16 protein-coding genes are annotated in these 17,222 nt (G+C 68.7%); 4 read left to right on the forward strand and 12 right to left on the reverse strand.

Annotated features, from left to right (window positions below; translation table 11 throughout):
* Positions 1-71: 71 nt before the first annotated feature.
* The 3 genes from GVL12_RS05200 (at position 72) to GVL12_RS05210 (ending at position 3,435) form a co-directional block, all read left to right on the forward strand.
* Positions 72-1,088, forward strand: coding sequence for a fumarylacetoacetate hydrolase family protein (locus GVL12_RS05200; protein ID WP_159911600.1), 1,017 nt, complete (start codon positions 72-74; stop codon positions 1,086-1,088).
* A gap of 119 nt (positions 1,089-1,207) precedes the next feature.
* A complete protein-coding gene (locus GVL12_RS05205; RefSeq protein ID WP_159911601.1) occupies positions 1,208-2,182 on the forward strand; it encodes a tripartite tricarboxylate transporter substrate binding protein in 975 nt (324 codons plus the stop codon).
* An 80-nt stretch (positions 2,183-2,262) separates the two neighbouring features.
* Positions 2,263-3,435 carry an iron-containing alcohol dehydrogenase gene (locus tag GVL12_RS05210; protein ID WP_159911602.1) on the forward strand — a complete coding sequence of 391 codons (1,173 nt, stop codon included), beginning with the start codon at positions 2,263-2,265 and terminating at the stop codon, positions 3,433-3,435.
* 9 nt (positions 3,436-3,444) lie between these two features.
* Here the strand turns inward: GVL12_RS05210 and GVL12_RS05215 are convergent, their stop codons facing one another.
* From GVL12_RS05215 to pxpB, 8 genes are all read right to left on the reverse strand, one after another.
* Positions 3,445-4,653 carry an aspartate transaminase gene (locus tag GVL12_RS05215; RefSeq protein ID WP_159911603.1) on the reverse strand — a complete coding sequence of 403 codons (1,209 nt, stop codon included), beginning with the start codon at positions 4,651-4,653 and terminating at the stop codon, positions 3,445-3,447.
* A 34-nt stretch (positions 4,654-4,687) separates the two neighbouring features.
* Positions 4,688-5,911 carry an MFS transporter gene (locus GVL12_RS05220; protein ID WP_159911604.1) on the reverse strand — a complete coding sequence of 408 codons (1,224 nt, stop codon included), beginning with the start codon at positions 5,909-5,911 and terminating at the stop codon, positions 4,688-4,690.
* A complete protein-coding gene (locus GVL12_RS05225) occupies positions 5,908-6,285 on the reverse strand; it encodes a biotin/lipoyl-containing protein (RefSeq protein WP_159911605.1) in 378 nt (125 codons plus the stop codon). The genes GVL12_RS05220 and GVL12_RS05225 overlap by 4 nt, the downstream gene beginning before the upstream one ends.
* Positions 6,275-7,645, reverse strand: a complete 1,371-nt coding sequence (gene accC, locus GVL12_RS05230; RefSeq protein ID WP_159911606.1) for an acetyl-CoA carboxylase biotin carboxylase subunit — start codon at positions 7,643-7,645, stop codon at positions 6,275-6,277. Before accC ends, GVL12_RS05225 begins: the two co-directional genes overlap by 11 nt.
* Positions 7,638-8,084: an acetyl-CoA carboxylase gene (locus GVL12_RS05235; RefSeq protein WP_159911607.1), complete on the reverse strand. Its 447-nt coding sequence runs from the start codon at positions 8,082-8,084 to the stop codon at positions 7,638-7,640. The genes accC and GVL12_RS05235 overlap by 8 nt, the downstream gene beginning before the upstream one ends.
* Positions 8,085-8,094: 10 nt before the next feature.
* Complete coding sequence (locus tag GVL12_RS05240; protein WP_159911608.1) at positions 8,095-8,856, reverse strand: LamB/YcsF family protein; 762 nt, start codon at positions 8,854-8,856, stop codon at positions 8,095-8,097.
* Between the two features lie 100 nt (positions 8,857-8,956).
* A complete protein-coding gene (locus GVL12_RS05245) occupies positions 8,957-9,940 on the reverse strand; it encodes a biotin-dependent carboxyltransferase family protein (RefSeq protein ID WP_159911609.1) in 984 nt (327 codons plus the stop codon).
* On the reverse strand, positions 9,937-10,647 hold the full coding sequence (pxpB, locus tag GVL12_RS05250; RefSeq protein ID WP_159911610.1) for a 5-oxoprolinase subunit PxpB: 711 nt from the start codon (positions 10,645-10,647) through the stop codon (positions 9,937-9,939). Before pxpB ends, GVL12_RS05245 begins: the two co-directional genes overlap by 4 nt.
* Before the next feature lie 194 nt (positions 10,648-10,841).
* Between pxpB and GVL12_RS05255 the strand changes: the two genes are divergently transcribed.
* On the forward strand, positions 10,842-11,786 hold the full coding sequence (locus GVL12_RS05255; RefSeq protein ID WP_159911611.1) for a LysR family transcriptional regulator: 945 nt from the start codon (positions 10,842-10,844) through the stop codon (positions 11,784-11,786).
* Positions 11,787-11,929: 143 nt separating this feature from the next.
* On the opposite strand, the gene GVL12_RS05260 is transcribed toward GVL12_RS05255, so the two are convergent.
* The 4 genes from GVL12_RS05260 to GVL12_RS05275 form a co-directional block, all read right to left on the reverse strand.
* Positions 11,930-13,228: a TRAP transporter large permease gene (locus GVL12_RS05260; protein WP_159911612.1), complete on the reverse strand. Its 1,299-nt coding sequence runs from the start codon at positions 13,226-13,228 to the stop codon at positions 11,930-11,932.
* On the reverse strand, positions 13,221-13,787 hold the full coding sequence (locus GVL12_RS05265) for a TRAP transporter small permease (protein ID WP_200843506.1): 567 nt from the start codon (positions 13,785-13,787) through the stop codon (positions 13,221-13,223). The genes GVL12_RS05260 and GVL12_RS05265 overlap by 8 nt, the downstream gene beginning before the upstream one ends.
* Positions 13,765-14,745 carry a TRAP transporter substrate-binding protein gene (locus GVL12_RS05270; RefSeq protein ID WP_159911613.1) on the reverse strand — a complete coding sequence of 327 codons (981 nt, stop codon included), beginning with the start codon at positions 14,743-14,745 and terminating at the stop codon, positions 13,765-13,767. The genes GVL12_RS05265 and GVL12_RS05270 overlap by 23 nt, the downstream gene beginning before the upstream one ends.
* Before the next feature lie 257 nt (positions 14,746-15,002).
* The gene (locus GVL12_RS05275; protein WP_159911614.1) at positions 15,003-17,087 is read right to left on the reverse strand and encodes a molybdopterin-dependent oxidoreductase; all 2,085 of its coding nucleotides are present in this window, start codon (positions 17,085-17,087) and stop codon (positions 15,003-15,005) included.
* Between the last annotated feature and the right edge of the window lie 135 nt (positions 17,088-17,222).

Here is a 17,222-nt window from a genome sequence, read left to right on the forward strand (position 1 = left end):
ACCCTATCGTAATTCGATCGCCGCCTTTTCGGGCAGCGCCTTTTTGTCCCTGCATTCAAGTTCCAGCCACCATGAAACTCGCTACTTACAAAGACGGCTCGCGCGACGGCCAACTGGTTGTTGTCTCCCGCGATCTGGGCCTGGCCCATTATGCGACCGGCATTGCCAGCCGCATGCAGCAGGTGCTGGACGACTGGACCTTCATGGCGCCGCAGCTGCAGGACCTGTACCAGCAGCTCAACGCCGGCAAGGCGCCGCATGCGTTCGCGTTCAATCCCGAGCAGTGCATGGCGCCGCTGCCGCGCGCCTACCAGTGGGCCGATGGTTCGGCCTACCTCAACCATGTGGAGCTGGTGCGCCAGGCGCGCAACTCCGAAGTGCCGGCCACGTTCTACACCGACCCGCTGATGTACCAGGGCGGCGCCGACGACTTCATCGGCCCCTGCGATGACGTGGTCGTGCCCAGCGAAGCCATGGGAATCGACTTCGAGGCCGAAATCGCCGTGGTCACCACCGACGTGCCCATGGGCAGCACGCCCGCGCAGGCGCTGCAGGGCATTCGGCTGGTGATGCTGGCCAACGACGTCTCGCTGCGCAACCTGATTCCCGCCGAACTCGCCAAGGGCTTCGGCTTCTTCCAGAGCAAGCCGGCCACGGCGTTCAGCCCGGTCGCGGTCACGCTCGACGAACTCGGCGATGCCTGGGACGCGGGCCGCCTGCACCTGACGCTGCAATCGATCTGGAACGGCCGCAAGGTCGGCATGTGCGACGCCGGCCCCGAAATGACCTTCCACTTCGGCCAGCTGATCGCCCACATCTGCAAGACACGCAATGTGCGCGCCGGCACCATCGTCGGCAGCGGCACGGTGAGCAACAAGGGCGTGGGCGAAGGCAGCGCGATGCAATGGCCCAAGGGCTACAGCTGCATCGCCGAGAAGCGCTGCATCGAGACCATACAGACCGGCCAGCCCGTGACCGAGTTCATGAAGTTTGGTGACACCATCCGCATCGAAATGAAGGGCCGCGACGGCCAGAGCATTTTCGGCGCGATCGACCAGACGATCGCCGCGCCCGAATCCGCCGTCTGACGCCCCGGGCGCGTGCGGGACCGGCACCACCGAAGTGCCGGCCAGCGCCATGGACGCTCTACACGCATTCCACCGGCCCGCTCCAGGCGACGCCGGTTCTTTCCCCAGGAGACAAAAAAATGGACCGCAGACATTTTCTGGCCGCGATGACGGCCACCGCCGCCGCGCCTTTCTCAGCGCTGGCACAAGCCCAGACCTGGCCCGACCAGGCGATACGCTGGGTCGTTCCCTACCCGCCGGGCGGCGGCACCGACGTGCTCGCGCGCACCGTGGCCGAAGCCATGCGCCAGGGCCTGGGCCAGACCATCGTCATCGAGAACAAGCCCGGCGCGGCTACGAATATCGGCGCCCAGCAGGTGGCCACGGCCAAGGCCGACGGCTACACCATCATGTCGGCCGACAACGCCGTGCTGGCCTACAACGAGCATCTGTTCAGCAAGCTGCCGTTCAGCCCCGAAAAGGACTTCACCTATGTGGGCGGCCTGAGCCGCTTCCCGCTGGCGCTGGTGGTGAACCCGGCGTTCGAAGCGAAGACGCTGCAGGAGTTCCTTGCCTACGCGCGCGCCAACCCCGGCAAGATCAACTATGCGTCGCCGGGCAATGGCTCGCCGCACCACCTGGCGATGGAAATGTTCAAGGCCCGCACGGGCACCTTCCTCACGCACATTCCCTACCGCGGCGCGGCGCCGGCCGTCGCCGACGTGATGGGCGGCCAGGTGCCGTGCATGTTTCTTGATCTGGCGTCGGGCCTGCCCATCATCCAGTCGGGCAAGGTGCGCGCGCTGGCCATTGGCTCGGCCCAGCGCATGGCCAACCTGCCGCAGCTGCCGACACTGGCCGAAGCCGGCGTGTCGAACTCCGAAGTCTTCGCGTTCCAGGGCATCCTGGCGCCCAAGAGCCTGCCCGCGCCCGTCACCCAGCGCCTGAACGCCGAACTCAACAAGGCGCTGGCCAGCCCGGCCGTGGTCAAGCGCATGCAGGACTTCGGCATGGAAGCCCTGCCCGGCACGCCGGAACAGTTTCGCGCGATGGCGCGCGCCGAGGCCAAGCGCTGGGGCGAGATCATCCAGCAGGCGGGCATCAAGCTCGACTGAGCACGCTGTCCTGCAAAATGGTGCTTGAGCGGGGCTGGTCTGCATGACCTCCCCGCGACCCCATTCCAAGGAGAGCCACGATGCAGAATTTTGATTTCAGCAACCCCACGCGCATTGTTTTCGGCGAGGGTGTGATCGCCAAGCTCGGCAAGCTGCTGCCCGAGACGGCGCAGGTGCTGATCGTCGTCGGCGGCGGCAGCGCCGAGAAGAACGGCACGCTGGCCGAAGTGCGCAGCGCCCTGGGCGCGCGCCGGCACGCGACGTTCTCGGGCATAGAGCCCAATCCCACGCTGGAAACCTCGATGCGCGCCGTCGCGCAGTTCCAGGAAGGCGGCTTCGACTTCCTGCTGGCCGTGGGCGGCGGCTCGGTGATCGACGCCGTCAAGTTCATCGCCGCGGCCGTGCGCCTTCCCGGTGCCGACCCGGTCGCCGCCTGGGAGCTGGTGCGCAAGGGCGGACGCAGCGTGGCCCAGGCCGCGCCGCTGGGCGTGGTGCTGACGCTGCCGGCCACGGGCTCGGAAATGAACAACGGCGGCGTGCTGACCCATGCGGGCGAAGGCGCGAAGCTGCCGTTTTCCAGCCGCCTGCTGTTCCCGCAGTTCGCGCTGCTCGACCCGAGCAAGACCTATACCCTGCCCACGCGCCAGCTTGCCAACGGCGTGGTCGATGCGTTCGTGCACACCATGGAGCAGTATCTGACCTACCCCGTGGACGCGCGCGTGCAGGACCGCTTTGCCGAAGGCCTGCTGCAGACGCTGATCGAGATCGGCCCGCGCATCGTGGAAAGCGAAACGCCCGACTACGCCGACCGCGCGAACCTGGTCTGGAGCGCGACGCTGGCGCTCAACGGCCTGATAGGCGCGGGCGTGCCCCAGGATTGGGCGACGCACATGATCGGCCACGAACTCACGGCGCTCTACGGCATAGACCATGCGCGCACGCTGGCCGTGGTGCTGCCGGCGATGATGGACGCGCGCCGCGAGCAAAAGCATGCCAAGCTCCTGCAGTACGCCGAGCGCGTCTGGGGCATCACCGAAGGCTCGGAAGAGGGCCGTATCAACGCCGCGATCACGCAGACGCGCAACTTCTTCGAAGGACTGGGCGTGCCCACGCGCCTGTCGGCCTATGACCTGGGCGCCGAAGCCGTGGACGCGGCCGTGGCGCAGCTTGAAAAGCACGGCATGGTTGCGCTGTCGGAGCACCGGGATATCGATGCGGCCAAGGCGCGCGAAATCCTGGGGCTGGCGATCTGAACCAGGGGCTCAGCGCAGTTTCTCTACCGCCCGCGCGATGCGTGTCAGCGCCTCTTGCAGCACTTGTGCGGACGTGGCGATCGACAGGCGGAAATAGGGCGACAGACCGTAGGCGCTGCCGGCCACCACCGCGACGCCTTCGCTGTCGAGCAGGTGCAGCACCAGGTCCATGTCGTCGGCCAGTACCTTGCCTTGGGGCGTGCGCTTGCCGATCAGGCCTGCGCAGTGGACGAACAGGTAGAACGCGCCATCGGGCGCGCGGCAGCCCAGCCCCGGGATCTGTCGCAGGCCCGCGAGCATGAGGTCGCGCCTTTGGCGGTAGATGGCCGCGCTTTCGCGCACGAAGGACTGGTCGCCGCGCAAGGCCGCGACGGCCGCCGCCTGGCTCACCGAGCACGCATTGCCGCTGGTCTGCGACTGCAGCGTTTCCATGGCCTGAATCAGCGCCAGCGGCCCGGCGGCGTAGCCTATGCGCCAGCCCGTCATCGCATACGACTTGGAGACGCCATTGATCGCCAGCGTGCGCGCGCGCAGCTGTGGCGCGGCGGCGAGCAGGTGCACGCCGGGCGCGTCGGTGAACTGGATGTGTTCGTAGATGTCGTCGGTCATCACCATGACCTGGGGATGGCGCGCCAGCACCTGGGCCAGGGCGCGGTATTCCCCGGCGGTATAGCAGGCGCCCGTCGGGTTGCTCGGCGAGTTCAGCAGCAGCCAGCGGGTGCGGGGCGTGATCGCCGCTTCGAGCTGCTGCGCCGTGAGCTTGAAGCCCTGGTCCTCGGGGCAGGGCAGGACCACGGGCAGCGCGTCGCAGGCCAGCACCATGTCGGGGTAGGACACCCAGAACGGCGCCGGGATCAGCACTTCATCGCCCGGCCCCAGCGTGGCGGCGAAAGCGCAGTAGATCGCGCTCTTGGCGCCGTTGGTGACGATGATTTCGCGCGCGTCATAGGTCAGCGCGTTCTCGCGCAGCAGCTTTTCGGCGATGGCTTCGCGCAGCTGCGCGCTGCCGGCGATGGGCGTATAGCGGGTGGCGCCCGCGGCGATGGCCTGCAGCGCCGCCGCGCGGATATGCGCCGGCGTGTCGAAATCCGGCTCGCCCGCGACCAGGTTGACGATGGAGCGGCCGCTGCGCTGCAGGGCCTGGGCGCGGTCGGCGGCGCTGGTGCTCGGAGATGGTTTGATGCGCCGCAGGCGTGCGGCCAAGGTGATCGCGGTCATGGTGGGGTTCCAGCGAAGTGAGGGAAAAAAGCGATCAGGTGCGGGCGCTGGCGTGCAGGCCGCCGGCGCGCTGTTGCCTGAGATACCACTGCAGCCGCAGCGACAGGCCGGTGTTGGCGACGGCCAGCGCGGCCAGCAGCCACAGCGTGCTGCGCGCGCCCCACTGCGACAGGATGAAGCCGCAGACCAGCGGCGTCAGCGCCTGGCACACCAGCGACGACCGGGCCAGGCGGCCCATCACCAGCGCATACGCATGCGCGGGCACCAGCGCCAGCGGCAGCGTGCCGCGCACCAGCGCGCGCAGGCCGTTGCCCACGCCATAGCAGACGATGCCCAGCGCCGCGGCGGCGGGCGCCGCGGCGGCCGAAGCCGTGCTGATGAGCAGCATGCCCAGCGCGACGAAGGCCGCCGAGAACAGCGCCATCCAGATGGCATGCAGGTTCCTGAAGGCCAGGTTGAGCACGCGCACGCCCACCATGCTCGGGCCGATGAGGGCGCTGAGCGCAATCGCCGCGGTCATGCTGTGCCCCGTGCCTTGCAGCAGCAGGATGATCTGCAGGGAGACCGCCGTCATCAGAATGGCCGCGATGCAGAACACCAGCGACAGCAGCCGCATCAGCCTGGGGTCGACGTCGGCGAGCGCCTGGCGGTCGGTGCCGGGGCCGGGCGCAGTGGCCTGCGCGGGGGCGGCATCGGGCGGCAGCGCCAGCAGGTAAAGAGGCGTCATCACCACGGCCATGAAGGCCGCATAGACCAGGCAGGTGGTGCGCCAGCCCAGTGCGGGTTCTAGCCAGGCGAGCGCCGGCCAGGTGATGGTGGAGGCGAAGCCGCCGATCAGCGTCACCACATAGATGGCGCCGCGTGCCTGCTGGCCCCAGCGCGCGCCCAGCACGGCGAACAACGGGTCGTACAGGCCGCCGGCCATGCCCAGGCCGATCACCGCCCAGCCGGCCACGAACACGCTGTAGTGGGGCGCCAGCGCCAGAACCACCAGTCCCGCGGCCACCAGCCAGCTCGACAGCACCAGCATGTGCCGGCCCCGGCCCCGGGCGATGCGCCGGCTGGCCCAGGGGGACAGCAGCCCGGAGACCAGCGCGCCCACGGTCAAGGCGCCGTAGACCCCGGTCAGCGACCAGCCCGTGTCCACATGGATGGGTGCGGCCAGCACCGTCAGCAGAAAGAACGAGCCGCCCCAGATCACGATCTGCGCCACGCCCAGCAGGGCGCTGGACGCCATGGAGGGCGCGCCGGGGCTCATGCGCGCAGCTCCAGCTGCACCAGGGCCTGGCCGTATTGCACCCATTGTCCGGCGGCTGCGCACAGCGCCGTGACGGTGCCGGCCGCGGGCGCGGGCAGCGCCGTGAGAATGCCGCAGACTTCGATGAAGCCCAGCGCCTCGCCGGCCTGCACCTGGCGCCCGACCTGGGCGCCGAGCTGCGGCTGCAGCGGATGCAGGGGGTGGAATACGCCAAATCCGCTGGCGCAGACCGTGGTGGTGGTGGCGGGCGTGCGCGGCGCGGCAACGGCTGGCAGCACCACGCGCAGCGTGGCCTGCCCCAGCGTGCATTCGAGCCGCGTGATGGCGCTGCGCGGCATGCGCTGCAGCCACTGCGCGATGCGTTCAATCTGCATGGCGTGCTCCCGCGGTCTGGAGCCGGTCCAGCGAATTTTCGAGGTAATGGATGTCGGTGCCGCCCTGCCGGAAGCCTTCGTCGGCCAGCACGGCCTGCAGCAGCGGCGCGCCGTGGTCTATGCCTTGCAGCCGCATGGTCTGCAGCGCCTGCTGCATGCGTGCGATGGCCTGGTCGCGGGTGTCGCCATGCGCAATGACCTTGGCCACCAGCGAGTCGTACCAGGGCGGCACTTCGGCGCCGTCCACCAGATGCGTGTCGACGCGAATGCCGGCGCCGTGCGGCGCCTGCCATTGCGCCACGATGCCCGGCGAGGGGCGAAACGTCCAGGGGTGCTCGGCATTGATGCGGCATTCGATGGCGTGGCCCTGGGGCTGGATGTCCTGCTGGCGCAAGGCCAGTGGCAGCCCCTGGGCAATGTGCAACTGCTGGGCCACGATGTCTATGCCGGTCACGGCCTCGGTCACCGGATGCTCGACCTGCACGCGCGTGTTCATTTCGATGAAATAGAACTGGCCGTTCTCGAACAGGAATTCGAAGGTGCCCGCGCCCCGGTAGCCCATCTGCACGCAGGCCCGGGCGCAGCGCTCGCCTATCGCCGCGATCGCGGCGCGCGCTATGCCCGGCGCCGGCGACTCCTCCAGCACTTTCTGGTGGCGCCGCTGCATGGAGCAGTCGCGCTCGCCAAGCCAGACCGCGTGGCCCTGGCCGTCGGCCAGCACCTGGATTTCGACATGGCGCGGATGGATCAGGAACTTCTCCATATAGACCGCGGCGCTGCCGAAGGCGCGCGCGGCTTCCTCGCGCGTGAGCCGCAACGCGGCCGGCAGCTCGCCCGGCGCATGCACGACGCGCATGCCGCGCCCGCCGCCGCCCGCGGCTGCCTTGATGATGACCGGGTAGCCTATCTCCTGCGCCTGGGCCTGCACGCGCGCCAGATCCTGCGGCAGCTCCCCTTGGGACCCCGGCACGCAGGGCACGCCGGCCTGGAGCATCGCGGCCTTGGCCGCGATCTTGTCGCCCATGCGCCGAATGGTCTCGCCGCGCGGGCCGACGAACACCAGGCCCGCTGCTTCCACGGCATCGGCGAACTGCGCGTTCTCCGACAGAAAGCCGTAGCCCGGGTGCACCGCGCCCGCGCCCGTGGCCTGGGCCGCGAGCAGGATTTCCGCCTGATTCAGATAGCTTTGCGTCGCGGGGGCCGGGCCTATGCAGACGCTCTCGTCGGCCATGCGCACGTGCAGCTGACCGGCGTCGGCCAGCGAATGGATGGCCACGGTCTTCAATCCCGCGGCCTGGCAGGCGCGGATGACGCGCACCGCGATCTCGCCGCGGTTGGCAATGAGCAGCTTGTCAAACATGGGCGCTCTCCAGCGCTTCGATCACGAGCAGCGCGGCGCCGGCCTGCACGGCCTGGCCGTTGGCGATCGCGAACGAAATGATCCGGCCCGCGTGCTCGGCTTCGACTTCGTTGAGCATCTTCATGGTTTCGATCAGGCCCAGCACCTGACCTTGCTCGACGATGGCGCCGACCTGCGCGAACGGCGCAGCGTCAGGCGCGCTGGCGCGGTAGAAATTGCCGCTCAGCGGGGCCGCCATTGCATGCCGGGCCGGGCCCGCCTGCGGCGGCGTTTCCTGCGCGGCGGGTGTGGAGGGCGCGGGCAGGGCCGGCGTCACGGGCCGCGCATCGCTGCCAGCGCGTGTGAGCCGCAGGCTGCCCTCGGGGCCGAGGTATTCCATCTCCAGTGCGCCCGACTGCTCGAACAGGTCGAAAAGGCGTTCCACGAAAGGGTGTTCCATGGCGCGCTCCTCAGGCAAAGGCCTGGACCGCGACACCCGCTTCTTCGAGCAGGGCGCGCACCCGCGCGGCCATCTCGATGGCACCGGGCGTGTCGCTGTGCACGCAGATCGAGTCTATGGGCGTGGGCACGGTCTTGCCTTCGCAGGTTTCCACGCCGCCGGCGGCGAGCATGCGCAGGATGCGGTCCGCGGCCTGCTGCGGGTCCTTGAGCAGCGCGCCGGGCAGGCTGCGGGCGATCAGGAAGCCGGTCTCGTCATAGCCGCGGTCGGCATAGATCTCGGCCTTGGAGACCAGGCCCATGTCGCGCGCCACGCGGTCCTGCTGGCCGTTGGCGATCGACAGCAGGACCAGTGACGGGTCCACGGCCTTGACGGCGCGGCACACGGCCGTCGCCACGGCTTCGCTGTGATAGGTCTGGTGGCCCATCGCGCCATGGCACTTGACGTACTTGATCGGGTTGCCGGCATAGGTCGACAAGGCCATGGCCGCGCCGACCTGGTAGGCCACGAGGCGCTCGATCTGCCCGGGAGTGAACGCCATGTCACGCCGCCCGAACCCCCAGAGGTCGGGGTAGCCGGGATGCGCGCCCACGCAGACGTTCTGCGCCTTGGCATCGGCAAAGGTGCGGGCCATGATTTCGGGATCGCCCGCGTGAAAGCCGCAGGCAATGTTGGCGGAGGTGACGATCTTCAGGATGGCCTGGTCGTCACCCATGCGGTAGGCGCCGAAACCTTCTCCCATGTCTGAATTCAAGTCGACGGTTCTGCTCATGTGGAGGTCCTTTTTGCTGGCGGTGGGGTGAAGTGCTGCCTGCCTGCCGCGCGCGCGGGCCGGCGGCAGGCGTGGGAAATTGGGAAATGGGGAAATGCGTTCAGTGCACGCGGGTCGCGACCAGCGGCAGGTTCGCGGCCATGGCCCGCCAGGCCGCATGCTGGGCGCGCAATGCGCCGACGGCTTCGGTCACATCGACGCGTTCGAAGCGCAGCGCGCAGCCGGCCGGCACCTGGCCCAGGCGCCAGTGGTCGGCCTCGATGACCGTCGCGATCTTGGGGTAGCCGCCGCAGGTATTGGCTTCGGCGAGCTGGATGATGGGCTGGCCCGCGGGCGGCACCTGCACCGTGCCCGGCACCAGGCCGTGGGACAGCAGCTCGCGGCGGCGCTCCATCTGCAGCGCCTGCGCGCCCTGCAGCCGGTAGCCCTGGCGGTTCGAGTCCGGCGTGACCTGCCAGGGCGTGCCCTCGAAATGCTGGCGCGAGGCCGCGCTGAATTCCTCGTACTCGGCGGCCGGCAGCACGCGCACGCTGACGCAGCCCTGGGCAATCTGCGCGAGCAGCGCGGGCACCTCGCGCGGCACGCAGCCCAGGCCCGCGCCGCGTTGCGCGGCGGCGCCGGCTTCGCCCAGCGGCAGGACGTCCAGGCGCTTGAGTCCGCGCCCACCCAGGCCGCCCAGGCCGGCCTTGAGGTCGGTGCTGCGCGAGCCCAGCACGGGCGGCACGTCCACGCCGCCGGCCACGCCGAGATAGACGCGCATGCCGCGCGCGGGGCGCTGGATCGTCAGTGTCTGGCCGGCCCGGGCGCGGCAGCTCCACCAGGGCGCGATCAGCTGGCCGTCGAGTTCGATGCGCGCATCGGCGCCCGTGCAGGCAAAGACGCTGTCGCGCTCGAAGCGCACGCGAAAAGGGAAGATCGCCAGTTCGATGCCGGCGGCGTCGGGCGCATTTCCCACCAGGCTGTTGGCGTAGCGCAGCGCCAGCGGGTCCATGGCCCCGCTGGCGCACACGCCCAGGTGCAGCTGGCCGCTGCGGCCCGCGTCCTGCACCAGATTCATCGCGCCCGAAGTCAGGACCTGCATCATGCGATCACCTCCCGGGCCACGAAGCGCACGGTGTCGCCGGGCTCGAACAGGCAGGGCGCGGCGCGCGTGGCGTCGAACACCGCCGCCGAAGTCACTCCCAGGATATGCCAGCCCGAAGGCGCGGCTTCGGGCATGACGCCGGCCTGCACGCCGCCTATGACCACCGAGCCGCGGGGAATGCGCAGCCGCGGCACCGAGCGGCGCGGCGCATGCAGGCGCTCGGGCAGGCCCGACAGGTAGCTGAAGCCTGGCGTGGAGCCTATGCACATCACCTGGAACTGCGCGCTGCTGTGCAGCGCGACGTAGTCGTGCACTCCCAGGCCTGCGCGCTGGGCCTGCTCCTGCAGGTCGATGCCGCCGTCGCCGCCGTAGATGACAGGAATGTCCACGACCCGCGGCGCGGATGCGGCGGCCGTGGCCTGCTCCCACTGCGCGAGCACCCAGTCGCGCACGGCGTGGGGAGCGAGCTGCAGGGGGTCGAACAGCACCAGGATGTTGTTCACGCCCGGCACGATCTCGCGGATGCCGTCGAGATGCGCCGGTCCGCGCAAGGCCTTGGCCAGCGCCCAGATGCGCTGCTGTATGCCCACGTCGATCCGGGCATCGCCGCAATCGAGATAGATGCCGCCGGCGCCGGCGAAATGGATGCGCGGTGCGCCGCTGCGTGGCGCGCTGGCTGCGTGTTCTGCCGCTTGGACTGTCGTCATTTTGGGTCTTCCTGGATGCCGTTGCAGCGACATTTCCTGCCGCGATGAAGTGATCATCCAAACTTCACCGCGCTGCGGCAAACGACTTTTTTTCGACGAAAAAAGCCAATTTTTCTTCAGGCGCGCAGGCCGCGGGCGCGTGCCCATTGGTAACGCCAACGGGCAAGGGGCACGGATTTTGCAAGTCTGCCGGCGTGAACACCCGCTTTCTCGAAACCCTCATCGTCCTGGCCCGCGTGGGCAGCTTCCGCGAGGCCGCCGAGGCCATGCACGTCACGCAGACGGCCGTGTCGCAGCGCATCGCCAATCTCGAGGACGACCTGGGAATCGAGCTGATAGACCGCAGCGCGCGCCAGCTCAAGCTCACGCCCCATGGGCAGGAAGTGGTCGAGCAGTCGCGCAAGATCGTGGCGCTGACCAAGGGCCTGCACCAGCTGTCGCAGCGTGACGCGCCCGTGGCCGGCCCGGTGCGCATAGGCGCCGTGGAAACCGTGGTCAAGACCTGGCTGTCGCCGCTGATCAAGGAGATCTCGACGGCCTGCCCGTTGATCGATCTCGAGATCTCGGTGGATACCTCGCGCAATCTGCAGGAGATGTTCATGCGCCGGCACATCGATGTCATGTTCCAGGACATGCACTTCCTGCCCGCGACCGAGTCGACGGGATACCTGGTGCGCCAGATTTGCGCCTATCCGGTGCACTGGATTTCACGCCCCGACCTGTGCAGCGGCCTGCCGCCAGCGCATGCGTTGAAGGAAATCATCTCCCACCGGATACTGACTTTTTCCCGCTTCTCGCTGCCCCATGCCAACTTGCAGACCTTTCTGATGGACCACGCGCTGGAAAACGCGCGCATCACCAACCTGCCGTCGGTCGAATCCATCCTGCAACTGCTGCACGATGGCTACGGCGTGGCCGCCATCCCGCCGATGTTCGTCATCGCCTCCTTGCAGCAGGGCGGGCTGACGCTGTGGGACTGCCCCGCGCCCCAGCCCATCACCATGCTGGGCGTTGCGCGCCGCGGCGCGTCCGCCGGCGTGCTCGAAGTACTGCGGCGCGCGCTGGGCGTGGCGCACGCCACGGCCGAGCGGGTGCAGCAAGATGCGGGCCGGCCGTGGATGCGCTCGCTGGGGGAATGAACCTGGCCCCCACGCTTGCTCGCTGCGCGTAGCTGCGCCTGGGAGGGCAAAGCCCCCATCGCGTTTTTCCTTGGGGCGGCCCGGCGATGAAAAAAGCCCCCGGGCCGGGGCCAGGGGGCGGGGAGCGGTGAGGCTTGGCGCGGCTATTTCATCGCATTTGGCAGCCACAGCACGATGTCGGGGAACACCGTCACGACGGCCGTCGCGGCGACCAGGATCAGGAAGAAGGGGAAGGACTTCTTGATCAGGAACCACAGGCTGTGCTTGGTGATGTTCTGGATCACGAACAGGTTGAAGCCCACGGGCGGCGTGATCTGCGCCATCTCCACGATCAGGATCAGGTAGATGCCGAACCAGATCGGGTCTATGCCTGCGGCCAGCACCGCCGGCATCAGCACCGAGGTGGTCAGCACCACGATGGAAATGCCTTCGAGAAACGCGCCCAGGATGATGAAGAAGATCGACAGCACCAGGATCAGCCCGTACTGGCTCAGGCCCAGCGAGGAAATCCAGGTGGCGAGATTGGACGGCAGCCCCGAGAAGCTCATGGCCGCGGTCAGGCAGCCCGCGCCGACCATGATGAAGGCGATCATGCAGGTGGTGCGCACCGCGCCCATCAGGCTGTCGGTAAAGCTCGCCCGCGTGAGCGAGCCGCTCAGGCCGGCAATGCCCAGGGCGCCGGCGACGCCGATCACCGCCGCCTCGGTGGCCGTGGCCACGCCGGTGTAGATCGTGCCTATCACCAGCGCGATCAGCGCCAGCACGGGCAGCAGCAGGCGCAGGCGATAGACCATCTCGCGCAGCGGCATGGGCGGATCCGCTGGCGGCACCTTGCCGGGGTTGCGCCAGGACCAGTAGGCGATATAGCCCGAGAACATCACCATCAGCATGATCCCCGGGACGATGCCGGCGATGAACAGCTTGACCACGGAGGCCTGCGCCGCGACACCGTAGACGATCATCACGATGGACGGCGGTATCAGCAGCCCCAGCGTGCCCGCGCCCGCGAGCGAGCCCACGGCCAGGCCTTCGTCGTAGCCGCGCTTCTTGAGCTCGGGCAGCGAGATCTTGCCTATGGTCGCGGCCGTCGCGGCCGAAGACCCGCTCACGGCCGCGAAGATGCCGCAGCCGACCACATTGACGTGCACCAGGCGCCCGGGCAGCATGCGCATCCACGGGCCCAGGCCGGCGAACATGTCCTGCGACAGCCGGGTGCGAAACAGGATCTCGCCCATCCAGATGAACATCGGCAACGCGACCAGCCCCCAGTTGGCGGCCGAATCCCAGGCCTTGGTGGGCAGCACGATGTCGGCCGGCACGTCGGTGAAGAAGATCACGCTGAGCACGCCGCAGGCCAGCAGGCCCAGCGATACCCACAGGCCCGCGGCCAGCATCAGCAGCAGCAGCGCGACCACGAAAACCGCTTGCAGTACGTCACCCATGGCCTTCCTCCGTCCAGTAGTTGCCGCGCACGGCGCACACCAGGCGCCCGAGCAGCATCACGAACATGCCCCACATGCCGATGGGCATCGACAGCTGCGGGATCCACATTGGCAGGATCACCATGCCCTGCGACAGCTCGTTGCCGACGAAGGACTCATGCACGAAGAGCGTGCAATGCTTTGCGGCCCAGCCCACGAGCACCAGCGCGGCGACGGTGGACAGCACCTCGCAGGCCTGCCTGGCCCGGGCAGGCAGTACCTGCAGCAGCAGCGTGACGCGGATGTGCGCGCCCTGGCGCAAGGTATAGGGCAGCGCCAGGAACACGGTGGCGGCCATGGACCAGGCCGCGAAATCGTCGGCCCCGGGAATCTGCGTGCCGATCAGGCGGGCCACCACCTGGGCCGCGACCAGCGCCGCAGTGCACAGCAGGGAAATGCCGCCGAGCGCACCCGACAGCCAGGCAACGGCATCGAGCGTGCGGTCCATCCACTGCATGGCGTTCAGCCTGGGCGCGGCGCCGTGTGCGGCGTCCGTGTCACGGATGGTTGCGGTAGGCATTGAGCACCTCCAGCGCCTGCGGGTCGGCCTTCTTGGCCCATTCGTCGGCCAATGTCTTGGCGACGGACTTCATCTGTTCGGCCAGCCTGGGCGGCATGGGCATGACCTTGATGCCCTTGGCGGTCAGCGTGTCCATGTATTTCTGGTCCGCGGCCTTGGCCAGCACCCAGCCGCGTTCCTCGGCCTTGGCGGCCGCCTCCATCAGGCCCTTGCGCTGCGGCTCGGTCAAGGCATTGAAGGCGCGCTTGTTCATGTAGGCCACATGGAAGGGGGCGGCCGCCTGCAGGTTGTAGAAGTACTGCGTGTAGTCCCAGGCACTGGTGTCCACCCCGGTGGCCGAGGAGGTCATCATCATGTCGATCATGTTGGTCGAGAAGGCCTGCGGCACTTCGGCGATCTGCACCGTGGTCGGCACGGCGCCCATGAGCGTGGCCATGCGCGAGGCCGAGGCATTGACGGCGCGCAGCTTCATGCCCTTGAAGTCATCGAGAGATTCCACGGGCTTCTTGGTGTAGATGCCCTGCGTGGGCCAGGGGCTGCCGTACAGCAGGATGAGATTGCTTTTCTCCAGGCGCTGCGCGATCAGCGGGCGCGCGGTCTGCCAGAGCAGGAGGGTCTTGTCGAAGGACGGCGCGAGAAACGGAATGTTGTCGATCTCGAAGATCGGGTCGTCGTTGCCCATGGCCGCGAGCAGCACGTCGGCCACGGGCACCAGGCCTTGCTGTACGCCGCGCTTGACTTCCGGGCGCTTGAGCAAGAGCGAGTTGGGCTGCACTTTCAGCTCCAGCGCTCCGGCGGTCGCCGTCTTGACGTCCTGGGCGAAGCTGCGTGCATTTTCCGTGTGGTAGTTGGTGTCGGGCTGCTCGGCCGACATGGTCAGCGTGACGGCGTGGGCGAGCCCCGTACACAGGGCCACTGCTGCGATGGCCGAAACGACGGCGGTGCGAAGGGGTTGCATCGTGACTTTTCCTCAAAGAAGTGTCTGAACCATTGGCCTGGCGCGGGGAGCGCAGGCCGGGCTTGGAAAGCCGTGCAATCACTGTGCATCAGCTGCCAAAATGGTGTCAAAGCAGTTTTTTTTGTCAAAGTCCGCAATTTTTCTTGAGCGCTCCAGAGGGGGGCGCGCCGCCCTTTTAGGGTGCTTCGCCGTCCCGTGGGCAGGCAAGAAAACCGCCGGTTGCACCAGGGGCGTGCGGCCCGGGGCACTTGCGCCGTCTACGCCGCCTGCACCTGCACCGTGCAGTCGTAGAAGCTCGGCGCGCGGCCGATGTCGGTCAGGTGCTGGTGGGTCAGCTCGTTGACGTTGGTGCCGTTGGCGCCGTCCTTGCGCCACCAGATGCCCAGGCCCACGACCAGGCCTTCGCGCGCGCGGCCGTTGACGCTCGCGTGGCACAGGTGTTCGCCGCGCGCGTTGAACACGCGCACCAGCGCGCCGTCCCGGATGCCGCGCGTGGCCGCGTCCTGCGGGTGCATCTCGAGCAGAGGCCGGCCTTCGGCGTTGCGCAGCTTCTGCACGTTGACGAAGGTGCTGTTGAGGAAGTTGCGCGCCGGCGGCGAGATCATCGCCAGCGGATAGGGGCCCTGCGGGTCGGGCTGTTCGTGGTTGGGCAGGTAGTCGGGCAGCGGGTTGATGCCCAGGGCTTCGAGGCTGGCGCTGAGAAATTCGCACTTGCCCGAAGGCGTGGCGAAGCCGCCGTCGGCAAATGGCGCGTCGGGCACGGGCAGGTGGGCGAAGCCGGTCTCCAGGAGCTGGTCGAAATCGACCTGCGAGGATTCGATGGCCTGGCGGCACAGCGCCTCGTCGCCGTCTGCAAAGCAGGGCGCCGCGAACGCCGGGTCCAGCGCGGCCATGCGCGCGGCGAGGTCGCGGAAGATCTGCGCATTGCTCCTGGCCTCGCCCACGGGCGCGATCGCGGGGCGGTTGAGCAGCACGTCGGTGTGGCCGTAGCTGCCGTGGATGTCCCAGTGCTCGAGCTGGGTCGTGGCCGGCAGCACGTAGTCTGCGTGGTCGGCGGTGTCCGTGAGGAAATGCTCGATGACCACCGTGAACAGGTCGTCGCGCGCAAAGCCCTGCGCCACCTTGGCCGATTCGGGCGCCACGGCCACGGGGTTGCTGTTGTAGACCACGACGGCCTCGATGCGCGCACCGAAGGCGCCGCCGCCGGGCTCGAGCAGCGCATTGCCTATGGTGCTCATGTTCACGGTGCGCGGGCGGCGCGCGCCCAGCAGCTGGGGCAGCTGCAGCGCGGCGCGGCGCGCGGGCAGCGCGGCCGACGACGACAGCAGCAGGCCGCCCGCGCGGTGGCGCCAGGCGCCGGTGAGCGCGGGCAGGCAGGCGATGGCGCGCACCGCGTTGCCGCCGCCGCGCGCGCGCTGCACGCCGTAGTTCAGGCGTATCGCCGCGCGCTCGGTCGTGCCGTAGGCGCGCGCGAGTTCGAGGATCTGCTCCACGGGCAGGCCGCAGACTTCGGCCGCGCGTTCGGGCGGCCATTCGAGCGCGCGCTCGCGCAGCGCGTCCCAGCCCAGCGTGTGGCGCGCGAGGTAGTCGTGGTCCAGCCAGTCGTTGCGGATCAGCGCGTGCATCAGCGCCAGCGCCAGCGCGGCGTCGGTGCCGGGGCGCAGCTGCAGATGTTCATGGCATTTGTCGGCGGTCTCGGTCTTGCGTGGGTCTATGCAGACCAGGCGCGCGCCGGCGCGCTTGGCGGCCTGGGCGTAGCGCCAGAAATGCAGGTTGCTGCCTATGCTGTTGCTGCCCCAGATGATGATCAGCTGGCTTTCGGCGAAGAACTGCACGCGCATGCCCACCTTGCCGCCGTAGGTGTGCACCAGCGCTTCGCCACCGGCGCTCGAGCAGATGGTGCGGTCGAGCAGCGAGGCGCCCAGCTGGTGGAAAAAGCGCCGGTCCATGCTCTCGCCCTGCACCAGCCCCATGGTGCCCGCATAGCTGTAGGGCAGGACAGCTTCGGGCGCGCGCTGCGCGATGGCGTGCAATCGCTGCGCGATGTCGGTCAGCGCCTCGTCCCAGGACACGGGCGTGAACTGGCCGCTGCCCTTGGGGCCGGAGCGCCTGAGCGGCGTCAGCACGCGCTCGGCGTGGTAGGTGCGTTCGGGGTATTTGCTGACCTTGGCGCAGAGCACGCCGTCGGTCTGCGGGTGTGCGGGATTGCCCTGGACCTTTGTTGCCACGCCGTCGACCACCGTGGTCAGCAGCGCGCAGGTGTCGGGGCAGTCGTGCGGGCAGGCGCCGCGCACGACGGTGGCTGCGCCGGGCGCGGGGGACAGGCTGTCGGAAGAGGACATGGCGTTCGTGGGGCTGAAAGTCTGGCGGTGCGCCGCAGGTGCGCGGCGCCCTGCGCCATTGTCTCGCAGCCGGCCCGGCTGCGCGCGCAACCACTGTCCATGCCGGGGTTGTCGCTTGGGATACCGGCTTGCGGC

It is taken from the genome of Pantoea sp. 18069, from assembly GCF_902706035.1.
Classification (GTDB): domain Bacteria; phylum Pseudomonadota; class Gammaproteobacteria; order Burkholderiales; family Burkholderiaceae_C; genus Comamonas.